This is a genomic window from Mesorhizobium sp. BAC0120, assembly GCF_033542235.1.
Lineage (GTDB): Bacteria > Pseudomonadota > Alphaproteobacteria > Rhizobiales > Rhizobiaceae > JAWRCU01.
On sequence record NZ_JAWRCU010000001.1, the window covers coordinates 105,094 to 119,851 of the forward strand.

A 14,758-nucleotide genomic window follows, 5' to 3' on the forward strand; every position below is an offset into this window, starting at 1 on the left:
CCAATCGTCAAGGTCGCGGCCGTTGCCCTTGAAATATACGACCGGCGATGTCCATCCTCGCCCGTCGATATAGTTATTTTTCGCGGAAGCCAGAATGACTGTTAGCCTATTCAGTACTTCGGAAATTTGGAGCGAGACGGAAGGTCTTTCACGACAGTGCCTGCAATTGGGAGCGCGGTCCCATCGTTGGTCGCCAGCCGGTCGGCAAGATACTCGAGCAGCCCGCCAGGAGGTGTTGCCCTTGCTCGAAAGCTTTTGAGGACTTGCCCAAGAAGCCCGGTCGCCGCCTTCGGCGTTGCATCCACAGCCTGGCTCGAGTCGGCGAAGCGAAAAGTTTCTGCAGTCGGCTCGCGATCTCCGTACTCGATGTCGTTGGATGACATCGGCGCCACCTTACGAAAGGTGAAAGGATAATTTATATCTGTAGAAGCACGTTTAGGTAGATCAAGATCTGAATTGATGTAAGGGCCGTATTCCTGACGGTTTACCTTAGGGTCATTTCCGTATGGGGCGTCAAATTCAGAGTACCTCAGTGCATCCATCAACGCTTTTGTAGCATCAGGAATACCGGCGACCTCGTTCTCAAGAGCGTCCCTGCCGGGAGACGGAGGAATTCTCGCTGCCAGAGCAGATAATTTCTCGCGAATCCCGTATAGACTCTCAATGCGATCGTCAAAGTCTTTGATCCGACCATCCGAGTGATACGCTGATTGACCCGACCAAGCGGCACGGAGCAGGTCATAAGCATACGCTCGGGCGTCCTCCGGACTGATCGACACCGGCTTGCCGATCGGCCCCAATGGCCTCCGTTCTATCTCGCTCATTTTTTCTCCTAACCGGGTGGCCACTTTTACTTCTCAAGTATTACGTACATTCTTCCGTATTTTGGCATTATGTGATAAGCTAAATCATCTGGAGTTGCATAGTACAAATCTCCAACGAACCTCTTTTCGTCATCATAAATATAAACGTAGCCATGAGAAGATCCAGATGCGTTGAGATAACCCGTCTCCTCTCCATATATACTTATTTTGTAAAACTTTTTGCCATCGGGATCATTGTACCATCTGCGCTTTTCTGTATTTATGTATGCGAAAAAATTCCCCCCAACTCGAACAGTGCACTCCTTATCAACATCGCAAACCTGGCTACCCTCCGCCACCAGTGCGGCTGGTCCAGTTATTAACAGATGTATTTTGTAGCTTTCCGCTCCCGCCGGCGAACTTCTTAGCCCAAGAGTGAGCAGCACCGTTGTCAGAACGAAAGAGAATACAAATTTCCGCTTCAACGCACTCCAGCCGAACGCCTGCATTAACCCCCCAATATCCCCACTAGACCGACTAACGAATTCGTCAGCGCACGCGAGTAAACGATCAAAATGGTCATTTTGCGAAGGCGCGCAGCCGCATTCGGGGCGAGAGCGCCCGGAGCCCGTGCTCTATCAGCCCCAGGGCCTTCTCAGTCATAGGCGGAGCATCGAGAGTTTTTTTTACTGCTGCCCCTCCTCTCCGCCGTCTGGATCGACGCCGTGCACCGCCGTCCATATCGTGCCGGCTGGTATCGTGACCTCGAAACGATGGAAGCGGCCGCTCGCACGAGCTGGAATGAGCCCGGTGCGTGCGCTGGTGTCGGCCTCGGGAAGCCATGTGCGCGCAGCGCCAGCCGAATCCTTCACGGCGACACGCCCTTTGATGGCCGGCGCATCGGCCAGGGGGCGGAAGCCACGGACGAAGCTGCGCCGGCCCGTCGTCAGCTCGCCATCACCCGTCTGCAACACGGCCTGAAGGGGATCGCCGCTGAAAAAGCCAAGCCTGAAATCGGTATCGAAGGCGGCGATTGCCGGCGTGCCGCCCGACCAGGCGCGTGAATCCAGCGAATAGGGCAGTTGATCAAGCGGAATGCCAAGCGATGAGAGGCTGTCCAGCGTGAACGGTGCAGCCGTCGCTTCCACCAGGCCGGTCATGATCGTGCCCGGCTTGATCAGCGACCAGCGATTGATGCCATAGTGATAGAGCAGCACCTTGTCGTAGGAGTTGTTCTTCGGGTTCTCGAGGCTTCGATAGGCCCAATAGACGATCTTCCGGTTCGGATCCTCCGAGCCATAGACGTTGTAGATCTCCTGCCTGGAAATATCGTTCAGGAAGGTGTTGTCGATGCGCTCGACGCCGATGCCGTCGGGAACCGGATTGTTGTACCGATAGAAGCCGTCGTCGGAGAGGTAGAATATGCCCGAGCCCGTCGCCACCACGCTCTGTGGCGCCATGCAGCCATGGTTGGTGATGGTCTGTTGAAACGTCATCACCATGGAGGTGTCGAGGGCAAGTCGACCTTCCCTCACAGACTCCGCATGAAAGATCACGCATCCGTTCACGCCGCCGGCAAAGCCCATGATCTCGCCGCCGTCTGGGAATTCCTGGAAATCGGAAGACCTTTGCCGCGGCTTCCAGAACTGCGGCTGGTTGAGCCCCGACCATTGCACCATGCGCTGGCTGGTGTTGAGATGCGCCAGCATCACGAAGTCGCCGATGGTGCCGACTTGGCGAGCGCGAGGGGCATCGGCGCTTAGATCGGCAAACTGAAGCGGTGTAGCGACATCGATATACTGGACCGGATCGACGCCGTTGGTAGCAATCAGCCATGATCCATATTGAACGAAAGACCACCGCTCGGACTCCGGTGTCGCATAGCCACCGGGCTTGGAGACATCGATCCACGCAAGCTGTGCACCGTCGAATTTGAAGAGTTTCGATTTCGTGCCGGCAAACAGTTGGTAATTGCCGTTGATGACGTAAGCGAGATAGCTTCCTTGCGGCCTCTCAGGCAGTGGCGCCGAGATCGGCGAGAATGCCGGAAACGGACCATAGCCGCCCGAAATCGGCAGGCAGTTCTCGATGCGATCGCAGAAATTCGCGTCGAAGGGCGAACGGTCGGGTGCATATTCAGCAAACTGGATCAGGGTCATGGGACGTGCAAGGAGTGGGAGGTGAATGGGGAGTGGTGATGCTACCGCGGGTAGAATCGACCGTTGGCGCTGCCCCTCCCTCATCGCGCGGTCGGGCACTTCCTCCCGCAATCGAGGAGAAGGCGCTAGCCGGTGTTGAAGGCGCCTACTCTGCAAGGCCGGCGATTGGCGAAATCAGGCCGCAGTTCTCCCTCTCCCTGTCCCGAGCTTGTCGAGGAAACGGAGGAGAGATGCCGTCCTTCGGCAGGCTCAGGAGCCAAGTGAGAGGCAGTGCCAACGGTCAAGGCTTCAAGCGGGTAGCAGGTGCAACGAGCAAGCCGGCCTTGACTTTTACACAATTTAAAGTTGCAATATGATAGATTCAAATCTCGCACATCGAGATTGATGGGGGCTAGCGATGTTTCACACCTATATCTGTGCTTCCTCCGGAAACGTCGTCGATTTCGACCGGGCGTCCTTCCTGATGGACCGGGATTTGTTGAACGAAGCCATGCAAACCTTGATGTGCGAGGGCGTCAGCGGGCGGGAGGATTTGGACAGGGACACTTTCAAGCCAACTGTCGGCGCTCATGAAGTACCGAACCGGCCCCCCACCGTGGATAGCCGCGCTCAGCTCGTCTGGAATAGATATTGCAAATTGCATGCAGAGAAGTACGGCAGCTCCTTCACGCCTGATGACGATCCTCATTGGGATTCGTCCTGAGAGCCTATCGAGAATTGAAAAATCCTATGACGAATAACGAATAGTGGAACAGCGAGCGCCGAAGCGTAACATTTCCATCATTCTAACGGCCGTATATACTTCAAAACCAATTCACTTCGAGAGCTGGGTAAATGGCCGGGAACTTCTATATCGACAAGGAGTACGGACCGGTATGGAACTACGAGATCGGCGATCAGCTAGTTCCCGCCATTCCTCGCGCCGCCCGACGAGTTGACAGGAATCGAAAGCCCGGCCCCAGCCAGGGTGGCTATAAACCCGCCGCTTGCCGCGTTATACGGGTCGATTTTCGTAGAGATAGAACGGATTTGCTCAAGTCGGACCTGCCATAGTTGCACAGGGAGGCGAGCTATGTTCCCAACCGATATCCGCACCTCGTCAGGAAACCTGCTCGATTTCGACCGCGCGTTGTTCCTGATGGACCGGGATTTATTGACGCAAGCTCTACGTTTCCTAATGCGCCGAAGCGCCAGGCATTGGGACGATTTCGACAAGGCAATTGCGAAGCGGTCATTTGGCATTGACGAACTATCGCGCCGGCTCTCTGACGTGTATTGGCGCGCTCAGCTTGTCTTGGATGAATATTGCGAACTGCATGAGGAGAAGCCCCTTCACGCCAGATGTCGATCCTCATTGGGGTTCGTCCTGAGGGGGCATCGTACCATACGGGATTAGCCCTGCTGCTGCGAGCCCGGCAAAAATGTTCGTGCTCTTGGCGCGCTTGGGATCGAAGCGCGCATCGACAGATCGTATGCCAGCGCCTGTCAGTTTCACGACATCTCTGCCGGTATCGATCTTATCGAAGCCGGCACGCTTCAAAATACCGGCCCCGCCAGTCTCGCCGAAATTCGCAGATAATGCCTGCCAGATAAGCGCAGGCGACGTGCCCTCGTCGCCGCGCCGATCTCCTTTGCAAGAGCTTGGTCCTTCTTGGCTACCTCGCCAACGATATCGTCGCGTTGCTGGGCGGACCATTTTTTGGCATAGAAGTCGAATGTATTGCCCATCTTGAGGCGGAATTCACGCGGCTCTTCATGGCCGCCGAGTTTTGCAAATTTCCCTGCGTATTCTGGATCTCGCGAGAAATATGCAGCCTCGCGATATTCGTCAGGAAAAATCCCTGTTCTCTCGCCGCGAAAGAATGGTTCCTCCGCATAGCCCATCGCCTTGGAGCGCGCCATTCGAGAGGCCTCGTGCCAAACCTTTGACGACCTTCCCACCCCTGCTAACCATTGGGATGCTGGCGGCGAACAGCTTCGCGAGCGGTTGCGGGCGAGCGCTTCGCGTTGCGCAGCGCGCTTACGCCGCAGTTCGGGCGAGAAGGCTATATCTTGCAAACTATCGACCGCAGGGCTGGTCGGCTTGATGCCAGCTCTTCGCAAAACGCCGGCCAGCCCTCCTCATCGCCATCGCTTCTGCCTAGTAAGATGTTCAACAGATTAGACATTGCTTCACCCTACAGCCCTGAATTTCGCTGATTGCCACAATCAGGTCCGTCGCGGCGCCTGTGCCGGCAACCACTCTGGTCCCGTCACTCCGAAGTCACGAGCAGCAGTGAGTAGTGGTGAAGCTCAACGGAATGCGATGCAGTCGATTTCTCACTATTCACTATTCACCCCTCACTTCACGGCCATTCAACCATGCCCGCATTGTACGTTCCGCGCTGCGCTTGCCCGAGCCGCTGCAGCATCGGCTCGACGGTGAGCAGCCCGCGCTTGCTTTGGGCGATGATGTTCTTCACCTCCGGCAGGCTGGCGTTGAGCACCGCCTGGAACTGTCCGGCATAGACATCGTCGCGGATGAAGAGGCCGCCCCAGGTGAGCACCGCCGCCAGATAGACGTCGGGATGATTGGCAAGCAGCCAGTTCACCGGCGCCTCGTCGGAGAGCGCGAATTTCTGTGAGAAGCGGAAGCGAAACGGGTAGTCGGCATCGAGCGCGCGATCGAAGCCGATCTTGTCACCGTCCTTCGCCCAGTAGCGCGGCCGCCCCGCAACTGCGGTGAGCGGGAACGTACCCGGCGCCTTCGGCGTCATCTCCGCTTCGTTGAGGCCGGCTTGAGCCAGGAACAGGGAGATGGGCCTGTCGCAGGAGAGCGAGACGATATCGATTTCCCGGCTGCCGGTCGTGCCGGCGATCATCGCATCGAGCTCGATCGGGTCGAGCTCACGGTTGAGCCGCGCCTCCGCAAGCATGATGAAGTCGGCCGCGTTGCCAGCAACATCGACACGCGCCATCCAGTTCGTGACGGCCGATTTCAGGTCGTCATAATTGCCGATCGGCATTGCGGTTCATCCCTAGGGAAATCGAAAGTAAGGCACTGGGGAAATAGAGGGCAGGCGGTGGGGGGCAGCGGACAGCAGGCAACAGGGATGTCTTCCGGCACCAGGCGATTAGACATCCCGTACTGCCCCACTGCCCTACTCCCTTACCTTGGCCGGAGAATCCTCATACTCGGCCGGGATTTCCTCGCCCAGTTTGAACAGGCGCGGGCCGGCGACCGAATACATCCACATGTCGGTCTCAGCCGCACGGACGGTCGAGACTGCATCCTGAGAGGGGCGGCCCGAAGGCCGCCCAGTTCTGCGCTTTTCCATCGTGTCAGCTCACCCTAGACGATCGGCAGCCCGCTGAGCCGCGTAGCAAGCCGCGGGTCGATGGCCTTGACGCCATAGAGCACGTCGAGGCGCCACTTGGAGATATCCTGAATGCCGTCATAGACAGGGATCACGCGTACCCGGCAGCCCTGGTAGGACTGCCGCCCGACCTCCACCGCGCCGGGCGGTTCCTGCAGGTCCACCATCACCAGCGAAAAGGCGTTCTTGTGGAACACCATGTTCTGGCGATAGCCGGTCGAGGCCGTGCCCTTCACGGTGATTGCGGCATTGTCGGCCGGCGCCGCGCTCACGGTCTGGAAAGCACCCGAGGTGATGATCGCCGGCGAGATGACGAGCGCCGCAGCACCCGAGCCGTCCGAGCTCGCATCGGACACCACGACGAACTCCCTGAGATAGGGCAGCGTCGCCTTGGTGACCGGATTGACCGCGAACACGCCGGCAATCGTGAAAATGTCGCCCGCCCTGAGAAGGCCGCTGATGGACGCCGTCCAGCCATCGGTGTTCAAGCTCTGCGTGTTGCTGTCCTTCACATTGTCATAGGTCGACACCTGGCCGGCGCCCGCAACAAGCGGCGTGCCGCCATAGGCGCCGACCGTATGGGTAGGCACGTTCTGGTCCATGTAGGTGTCGACACCGCCGATCATGCCGAGCGAACCCTGCCGATAGGCGCCGCGCGCCGCGTCCTGGATGAAGAGCGCGGTCTGCGAGCCGAGCAGGCCCCAGTGATCCGTGGGCGAGAGCACGGCCGAGCGCTCGTCGGTCGGCACCGCGCCCTCGTCGAGCCGCTCCGGCGCCTGCGCGAAATCCTTGTAGGACTTCACCACCTGCCCCGGCGTGCCGACCCAGGAGGGCACCGACGCATAGAGGCCCATCAGGTCGCGGTCGATCTGGTTGGCGAGTTGGACCATGGCCGGCTTGATGACCCGCTCGGAGAGTTGGTCGATCTTCAAGGTCAGGTCCTGCGACGTGAACTGGAAGTCGACGCCCTTGCGCTTGTTCACCGTGATCTGGGTAGTGCCCTCGATCACGTCTTGAACATTCATCGCCGCGCCGTCGCGGACGGTGAAGTCGGCCGGCTTGCGAATGGTCAGCGTGTCGCCGATCTTGTAGCCGTTGACGCGCTTGGCGAAGTCCTCTTCGTAACCGCGAAACACCTGCTTCGCCATCACCAGGTTGTTGTCGAGGATCATCACCGCTTCCTTGGCGATGATGTCCGCAGTCAATGTGGTATTTGCCATTTCTTCAAAGCTCCATCGGGTCTCCCGAAGCCCTGCGCGACGGAAGACGCTGGGACTGGACAGTCATCACGACGTTCAATCCGGTTGATTTTTGCGGTGGCCATGAGCGGGAGCACTGCCCCCTACTGCCCTACTGCCCTACTGCCCTACTGCCCTACTTGCTCCCCATCTGCCTTCGCCGATATTCGACATATTCATCCATCGACATTTCCGAGAGCGATTTCCCGGCCGATGGATTGGATTTGCCCCCGACTGTCGAGGTCGGCCTTGCGCGGGCGGAGTTGTTCGGGGCGGCGGGTTGTTTCTTCAGGGCCTGATCGCCGATCCTGGCGAGGTAGAGCATCTCGTAGACCATGGGGCTCATTGCCGAGAGAATGTTCTGCTCGGTTGCGCCTTTTGACATCGCCCAGTCGATGATCTCTCTGTCCAGCTCGGGCGACCAGCCCTTGATGTTCTTGCTCGCATAGTCCTGGGTTTGCTCGAAGCGCGATACAATCTCGTGCTGCGCTGCCTGAGACCTCAGGACCGATTTCTGCGCCAGATCCCTGCCGATCTGGTCCTTGACCTTCTCGAGCGCCTGGAAGCGCATGAACTCCCGGTTCGCTGCCAACGGGTCTTCAGCCGAAAGCTGATCCCAATTGAGCTTGGCGAACTGCTGGAGCTGCGCATCCAACGCCACGAGCGCCGCACGCTGGGTCATCTCCTCGTCCGCGGCCTGGGCATGCTGGGTCAGGTTTTCCCTGAAATGCTCCAGTTCCCGCCGCGCCCGAGCGACTTCCTGCGTCTTGCGCGTATAGTCGGCCTGCATCATGAACCCTGGCTTGAGGGCCTTGGGGATCTGATAGGCCTTGCCGTCGAGCTCGATCGTGTCGAGCTCGATTTCCTCTTGCGGGCCGTCCTCGCGAGGCTCGCCGCCTTCCGGCCGCTCGCCTTCAAGGGGGCCGCTCTCCGGTTGCTGTTCGATTTCCGGATTTTCCGGTTCATTTTCGGCAACAGGATTCAACTCGTCAGCCATGTGACGCACTCCTTTTGGGTTGGTGCTGATGTGTTGGGTGAATGGCGGCGCCCGCGCCGCTAATCGCGGGGGTCGGCGATTGGCAAAGGCACAAATGCAACGCAGTCAGGGCCGGCGATTAGCGAAGCCCAAGCGGCCGTCCAATCTCCCCCCTTGCGGGGGAGATGTCCGGCAGGACAGAGGGGGGCGCGAAGGGCAGCGACATCGGCCCTTCTTAAGGCGCCTAACATCTCCTGCCCTGCAGCCTGCGTGTCAACCCTGCCTTGCGTTCAGCTCGGCAACAACCTTCATCTGATCGGTCCCGGGCTCAAACCGCTTGCTCGCCATTGGGCTGCGTTAGCTACTGCCATCCGCGCGGCATCATCTCCGCCTGGTAAGCAATCTGGCAGTCAAGACCTGGCCCGCCGCATTGCGTCGGAGAAGGTCCTCCCGAAAGCGCTTTCATTGCTCACTGGCGAGAGATTACCTACCGATGCCCAATCCTGTGGACAAGGCTAACGCCGGGATTGCTGGAGCACGACCACCGCCAAGCGAGTCGCGCCAATTCAAGTTTAGCTATCCTCATAGTAAGAATATATACCCCCGAGCCAATCCAGCACCGAGTGCCACTCCCCGGACAGCGATGCGCCATTATAGATTAACTCATATGATGGAACGTAAAGAACTCCAACTTTCACTCCATGAGTCAGGTAGTCATGCACTTCGCTCTCACCGACTCCGTCGTGAACGTAAACTGCCACCATACCATCATCAATTATTTCAATTTTTCGCTCCTCACGCGAGTGACGTGGCACAACGAATGTTATATACTGCTTCCCGCGCTCGGAGAATTCCAGATCAATTGTTGTCGATAGCTGCCTATCGGACAAATTGTTTACCCGATTTATTGATTCGTCAGGTGATACAACTGAGTATATCATAAGCTCTGCCATTCCTGCAGAAAACACTATCATCACGAAGATAGCAAAACCGACGCTTCTGGCGCGCATGCATCGTCCTTGATAGCTACCCGGTTCGCGTCGGAGAAGCTTCTGCCGAAAGGGTTTCCGTTGCGCCGTGGCGAGATATTACCCACTGATGCTCAATTGTTGGACGGGTCTAACGGAAATATGAAACGCCATTTCTGAGAAATACATATAATATTCCTCAACCGTTCCAGATTCTTCCAACTTAATTATGAGCGTCTTCATCCCATCAGGTCTCTTATTTGAAATATCTACCTTTATAATCTTGTACAAATTGGCCGGGTTCACAACCTCTTTTTCAGCGTTACCATATGCAGTATCAAACATCACAATGTTGAACAATTTAATGTAATCATTCCCGTGGTCATAAAATTGGACCCATATAATAGATGCACCCATGTGCCGCAGCGCCGACAGGTATAATTTTTGCTGTGAAATCAGGTCGCCCAATTCGGACAACAAATCGGCTACACGCTTTTTCATACTGATCAGGTTAGCCAAGAAATGCCGGTTTTGGCAATGATCGAGGGCAACTTCCGCCTGGAGCGGTATGGAACGTATACCCAGTACCGGTATACGGGCATTCGTAGAAACAGGTTCTACCCCTATACGGATTGGGGGTTTCCTGCACAAGATGACAGTCTTGGCGAAGAGACTGTCGGGTTGGCTTGGTTGGCGTCGACATCCGGCCGGCCTGCTGAAGCAGGCCTAGCTTCTCGTCCCCCACGCGCGCAGGCCGCTAGGCGGCCCGGAGCTTTCATCGGCATAGGCCGCTCGCCTTTACCGGCAGTGTTGAGGACCGCTCCAGCAGAACGAGGATCCCGTTCCGCCTTTCCGTTCAGAAGCCCTTGAAGATACTCGAGCAGATTTTCGGGCATGTCGTTCTCCTAAGCTCGGTTTGACGCATTGGCTCCGGGTGCCCGGCCCGACGTCACAGCCGGCATGTTCTCCTCTTGTGGAGGGAAGGCCCGGCCAGTCTGTTCCTTGTTGATCTCGGCAGCGACCTTCATGCGGTCGGTCTCGGCCTCGAACTGCTTGATCGCCATCTCCTGAGCCTTGTTGGCCTGCTGCTGCTTGAGCTGAGCATTCTCGGCCTGCAGCTGCTGGATGAGCTGCTGACCCTGCTGGATCATCTGCTTGCCCTGCTCCATTTGCTGCGCGATCTGCGGCGGCAGGCCTTGCTGTTGCTGTTGCTGCAAACCGGGCGGCAGGAGCGACTTCAGCCGCTCGGCAATCTCGGCTGCACCCGGCCAGTCGAGGTTCTTCGCAAGCAGGTCGCCGATCACCGACGCCGCCGGCGGGAAGGCGCGGATGAACTCGACCATCTGCTCGGCCGCCTCCTCGCGCCGCGTCGTGAAGCTCGGCCCGGTCTCGACGGTGAGGTCGTATTTGCCGGCCGCGAGATCGTGGATCGCGAGGATCGGAGCGCCATTCGGATCGACCATCGGCTGCCCGGTCTGGGCGTTCATCTGCGGCATCTGCTGGTTGACTGGCACGGTACGCTCCGACCCGTCCTCGCCGAGCACACGCACGATGCGCGGCTTGTCGTAGACCTTGGGAATGAGGTCGATCAGGATGCGTCCCGTGTGCCTGATCGCGCGGGCAAGATTGTCGATGAAATGGAAGGTGGAGACGTCCCCTTCCCTTTGCCTTGCCAGGATTGCCCGCCCCGACACCTCGTTCGATCGCGCCCCAAGCGACGCATCATACATGCCGATGATCGCCTTCATGTCGTCGGAGGCGTTCAGCGCCTCCTGCAGCGCGCCGGCTGCCACCCCCATGTCGAGCGGCTGCCGCTGCGGCGGAACAGGCCCCTCATATTCAAGGTATGCATGCGAGCGCGTATTCGCCGTCTGCCACCGCTCCTGGTCGTGATCGAAGGCGCCCTTGGGACCGATGAACGGCACCTTCGGGGCGAGTGCCACAAGCTCGGTGGAAGCCGTGCGCCAATAGTTGAACATGCGCTGCGCATCGGTGGCCGAATGGATCAGCGAGCGGAAATAGCGCCTGCCTTCGATATCGAACTCGTCGCCATAGACCGGTACGATCGGGATGTACCGGCCGAGCCAGTCATTCTCCTCCAGCACCTCGAGCCCGGACATGATCCGCTGCCGGACCTTGAACGACCTCGCCATGCGCTCGCCATGGATCTGCAGCGCGCCCGCTTCGAGCAGCACTTGCAGGTCAGGGTCTGTCTCCAGCGCCTGGCGATCGAGCACAGTGCCGTCCTGCAAGAGCACGATCGGCCGCTCGACCTCTTCGCGCATCCAATGCTCGGCCACCAGCACCGAGCTCTCGTCGCGCCAGTCGGTGCCGATCAGCCCCTTCCAAGCGGAGTCGTCCCAATTGACGGTCGCGTTGCCCTTATACTGCCGCTCATATTGCGCCTTCGCCAGACGATCGACCACGAAGGCAACATTCCAGTCCGAACTGTCGGCCTCCGTCGAATTCGGATCGCCATAGACGCTGAACGGGTTGGCGACGCGCCGGATCAATATGTCGAGGTCGAGGCTGTCGTCGGTCGCATGGTCGAGCACGACGCGCCAGTAGCCGAAGCCGCCCGAGACGGCGGATTCCACGGCCGTGTCATAGGCAACATCGGCATTGGAGACATATTCGATGTTGCGGATCAGCCCACCGATCACCTCGGCCGTCTTCGGATCAGCCTTATCGTCGGCCGGCCTCACCTTGATCGACGGCTTGTTCTGCCGGCTGTCATTCACCACCTGGCGGATGAAGACCGGCAGCTTGTTGATGGTAAGACACGGTCGCCCCTCGCGTATACGCTGAGCCCGAATGTCGGCCGGCCACTGCTCACCCTTGCGGGCAAAGATGATATCCTCGAGCGCCGCCTGCCGGTTGTGCTCCTCGGCAGACTTGCAGCGCTCGTAGGCCTCGCGGGCATCGCGGATGACATCGTCTTTTTCGGACATTGGCGATCTGTCCCCAGGCGTTGAAAGAGTGTACTGATGGTATGGCCAGCGCGCTTCGCGCCCCTCCTCGGAGATTGGCGAAGCCCGCAGTGACGGCCAATCTCCCCCCTTGTGGGGGAGATGTCCGGCAGGACAGAGGGGGGCAACGTAGGGCGCGGCGTCGCCGTGAGCTTGGAAGCCAAATCGTCTCAGCCGAGAAAAACTAGCGTAAGAGACAGCTTGCGTTGCCGATCAAAGGTTCTGCTCGGAGGCGCCGCCCCGTTTCTCCCCGCCCCGTTGACCGAGAAGATAAGCCAGCATCGCGGGCGCACCGACCAGCGTCAACAGACCGCCGCCCGGCAAGGTTGCACGTACAAAGCGTTTCGCCGCCTCGCGCTCATCCATTCCTCGGCGGTTCATCGTCACCAATAGGCGTTCGTTGATGGCATCCCGGAACGATTTGGCCGGACCTGAACCAGCCCAGATACCATGTCGGGCCACTGCCGGTGGGTATCCCAGGTCACCAAGCGCAATATCCTGAATCCAGCGTTCCAGCGCAGCGTACTCGTTCGGCCGCGGCGCGCCTTCCCAAAACGCTGGGTTTCTTAGCGCGTCCTCGATAGTTATCTCGCCATCCAAGAACTCCTTCCTGATATTTCGGGGCGCTGCGTCCCTGCTGGCCTTGTAATACGTGGTAAGAAATCTTGGATCCCGGGTGGCCATCGCAATTCTGCGGAAGACACGTGTATCGATCTGGATCGGCACCAGGTTGCCCTGCAGATTGGCCGTTAATGACGTCCCTTTTGCCTGGAATCTGGGATCGAGCCCGATGCCGGAGCTGATCAGTTCGGCGTTCCTCCCGTGCTGGTTCTGCAGCATATGGCCGAAGCCGTCCGGGCGCGTTCCGAGTATCGGCAACCCATTTTTGTGTAGGGAGTAGTAATAAGAGCCGCTGCGAACGTTCCGACTTGGTGTCGATAGCGCCGTCGAGCCACCGATGTGTTCGGTGAGGTGATTGAACCACTTGTTACCATAGTCCTTGCCGAGTTCATCCACGAATATCAGGCGCCACGGCTCGAGATTTTCGGCCTCACGACCGCCGAGCCTCGGGCCGTCCTCCATCATTTTTCTTATCTCGTCCCGGACCTCGGGCCGATGTAAATTGTCGCGAACACGCTCCGACGTGCCCCGAGCAGGTTTGTATCGCTCCAGCGGCCGCTGCGGCTTGTCCTTAGCGTACACGCCCTCTTCGAACAGGCCGTCCAACGGGCCTCGGCTCGGCCGCGGGGGTTCCGCTGGTGCCGGTTTCACCTGCGCCGGGACGCTCGGTCGTTGCAGAGGAGGGTCGACTTCGGCCAAACGCCCTGTGAGTTCCGTCCCGCCGTTTTCGATTTCCTTCGCCTTCGCCACCTCATTGAGCTGCGCCGCTGCCTGTTCCTCGACCTCGGCCAGTTCGGAACGCCACATGTTGTCCCGCCCTAGAAACAAACCGGTCGCTTGCCTGATCTCTTCATGGCTGGCGCCCCTGGCAAACATCTCCTCGGCGAGCTTCACCGCTTCCCTCGCTGCGACGCCACCTCCTTTTCCGAATGCTGGGATCGCGCCTAGTGCCGATAGAGCCGCTTCGCCATAGCCACCATTGTTGAAAGCCCGTCGCGTATCGTCCGCGGCCGTAAGGACGCCGAGCGGCGACCATTCAGCTAATGCTATGCTCCTTTTGGCGTTGTCTCGCGCCGAATACTTGTCCAGACCGACTTGTTCGAGCCCGGAACTCAAGAGGTCTGTATACCGGTCGCGGAGGCTCGACTCATAGCTATTGAGCTGATCCCGATAGCGCCCCTGCCCCAGATAATACCGCGCAATCATGAGTTTGTCTGAGAGCGAATTCATCGCTCGCTGTACGGGGGCGCTATGCAAACCATCCCGGCGGAGCACATTTAAGAACCCAAGCAGCGCCTCAGATTGATGGAGATCATCCGCTCTCTTCGCCTCTTCGATCGCCGCAGCAGGGTCCTGAGGAGCCCACGACTCACCTTCTGCGAGTTCCCCTGCAGCATTGCTCTGGGCAACATCCCGCAATTTGCCTAAAACGCTCATAGTAAGAATCATCCATTCAGTTCGAATTGCGTTGTAAGTGCAGGCTATGGCGGCCTGCTGTGCTGCAGCAGCTGACCACCTAAACAGGTTAGAGCGTGCGTTTGGGATTTGATCTTCTACTTACGGGAGACTGGCTGAGAGCACTGCTTGGAGCTCGCTCTACTCAGCCGTTGCTGCGAACAAGCCCTCTGATGAGCACCGCGGCGTCATGAACGCGTGCATCTCGGCGCC

General features: G+C 58.6%; 12 protein-coding genes. 1 reads left to right on the forward strand and 11 read right to left on the reverse strand.

Annotated elements, in window-relative coordinates:
* Positions 1–110 precede the first annotated feature (110 nt).
* The 3 genes from SAZ10_RS00510 to SAZ10_RS00520 form a co-directional block, all read right to left on the reverse strand.
* The gene (locus SAZ10_RS00510; protein ID WP_318607202.1) at positions 111–824 is read right to left on the reverse strand and encodes a hypothetical protein; all 714 of its coding nucleotides are present in this window, start codon (positions 822–824) and stop codon (positions 111–113) included.
* Between the two features lie 26 nt (positions 825–850).
* Complete coding sequence (locus SAZ10_RS00515; protein ID WP_318607203.1) at positions 851–1,312, reverse strand: hypothetical protein; 462 nt, start codon at positions 1,310–1,312, stop codon at positions 851–853.
* A gap of 177 nt (positions 1,313–1,489) precedes the next feature.
* Positions 1,490–2,962: a hypothetical protein gene (locus SAZ10_RS00520; protein ID WP_318607204.1), complete on the reverse strand. Its 1,473-nt coding sequence runs from the start codon at positions 2,960–2,962 to the stop codon at positions 1,490–1,492.
* Positions 2,963–3,359: 397 nt separating this feature from the next.
* On the opposite strand from SAZ10_RS00520, the gene SAZ10_RS00525 reads away from it, so the two are divergent.
* Complete coding sequence (locus SAZ10_RS00525) at positions 3,360–3,665, forward strand: hypothetical protein (RefSeq protein ID WP_318607205.1); 306 nt, start codon at positions 3,360–3,362, stop codon at positions 3,663–3,665.
* Between the two features lie 833 nt (positions 3,666–4,498).
* Here SAZ10_RS00525 and SAZ10_RS00530 read toward each other — a convergent pair.
* From SAZ10_RS00530 to SAZ10_RS00565, 8 genes are all read right to left on the reverse strand, one after another.
* Positions 4,499–4,864 carry a hypothetical protein gene (locus SAZ10_RS00530; protein WP_318607206.1) on the reverse strand — a complete coding sequence of 122 codons (366 nt, stop codon included), beginning with the start codon at positions 4,862–4,864 and terminating at the stop codon, positions 4,499–4,501.
* 443 nt (positions 4,865–5,307) lie between these two features.
* The gene (locus SAZ10_RS00535) at positions 5,308–5,967 is read right to left on the reverse strand and encodes a hypothetical protein (RefSeq protein ID WP_318607207.1); all 660 of its coding nucleotides are present in this window, start codon (positions 5,965–5,967) and stop codon (positions 5,308–5,310) included.
* Positions 5,968–6,102: 135 nt separating this feature from the next.
* Positions 6,103–6,279, reverse strand: a complete 177-nt coding sequence (locus SAZ10_RS00540) for a hypothetical protein (protein WP_318607208.1) — start codon at positions 6,277–6,279, stop codon at positions 6,103–6,105.
* A gap of 14 nt (positions 6,280–6,293) precedes the next feature.
* Positions 6,294–7,538 carry a P22 phage major capsid protein family protein gene (locus SAZ10_RS00545; protein ID WP_318607209.1) on the reverse strand — a complete coding sequence of 415 codons (1,245 nt, stop codon included), beginning with the start codon at positions 7,536–7,538 and terminating at the stop codon, positions 6,294–6,296.
* 154 nt (positions 7,539–7,692) lie between these two features.
* On the reverse strand, positions 7,693–8,553 hold the full coding sequence (locus tag SAZ10_RS00550; protein WP_318607210.1) for a hypothetical protein: 861 nt from the start codon (positions 8,551–8,553) through the stop codon (positions 7,693–7,695).
* Between the two features lie 551 nt (positions 8,554–9,104).
* Positions 9,105–9,542 carry a hypothetical protein gene (locus tag SAZ10_RS00555; RefSeq protein ID WP_318607211.1) on the reverse strand — a complete coding sequence of 146 codons (438 nt, stop codon included), beginning with the start codon at positions 9,540–9,542 and terminating at the stop codon, positions 9,105–9,107.
* 863 nt (positions 9,543–10,405) lie between these two features.
* Complete coding sequence (locus SAZ10_RS00560) at positions 10,406–12,451, reverse strand: portal protein (RefSeq protein ID WP_318607212.1); 2,046 nt, start codon at positions 12,449–12,451, stop codon at positions 10,406–10,408.
* A gap of 231 nt (positions 12,452–12,682) precedes the next feature.
* Positions 12,683–14,527, reverse strand: a complete 1,845-nt coding sequence (locus SAZ10_RS00565) for an LPD23 domain-containing protein (protein WP_318607213.1) — start codon at positions 14,525–14,527, stop codon at positions 12,683–12,685.
* Positions 14,528–14,758 lie beyond the last annotated feature (231 nt).